The organism is Nocardiopsis lucentensis DSM 44048, assembly GCF_000341125.1.
Lineage (GTDB): Bacteria > Actinomycetota > Actinomycetes > Streptosporangiales > Streptosporangiaceae > Nocardiopsis > Nocardiopsis lucentensis.
This window is the reverse complement of sequence record NZ_ANBC01000591.1, coordinates 1-554: the sequence shown is the minus strand read 5'-3', so window position 1 is coordinate 554 and position 554 is coordinate 1. Positions and strand designations below refer to the sequence as shown.

Sequence of the window (554 nt, the reverse complement as noted above, 5' to 3'; positions counted from 1 at the left end):
GACCGTCGGCCACCCGACGCTGGCGGAGGTCGCGGCCGATCCGGTCGGGGAGAACTCGCGCCTGGGGACGTACACGAACTTCGTCAACCTGCTCGACATGGCGGCGGTCGCCGTGCCCGCCGGGGTCGCGGACGGGCACCGGTTCGGGGTGAGCCTGATCAGCGACGCCTTCGACGACCAGGTGGGCCTGGACCTGGCCGCGCTGCTCATCGGTGACGACCCCGGCGAAGCGTACCCGGAGCCGGGGGCGGAGCTGGCGGTGTTCGGCGCGCACCTGCGCGGGCAGCCGCTCAACCACCAGCTCACCGACCTGGGAGCGCGGTTCGTCGAGGCGACCGAGACCAGTGCCGACTATCGGATGTACGCGCTGGCCACGACCCCGCCCAAGCCGGGGCTCCAGCGGGTGGGCGAGTCGGGGGTCGCGGTGCGCTGCGAGGTCTGGCGGATCTCCCCGGCCGGACTCGGAGCATTCCTGGCCGCGCTGCCCGCGCCGATGACGCTGGGGTCGGTGACCCTGGCCGACGGCCGATCGGTGGTGGGGTTCGGCTGCGATC

At 73.6% G+C, this 554-nt stretch carries 1 protein-coding gene; it reads left to right on the top strand.

Annotated elements, in window-relative coordinates; translation table 11 throughout:
- On the top strand, window positions 1-554 hold a 554-nt coding region (locus D471_RS0121015; RefSeq protein ID WP_017600450.1), incomplete at both ends, for an allophanate hydrolase-related protein.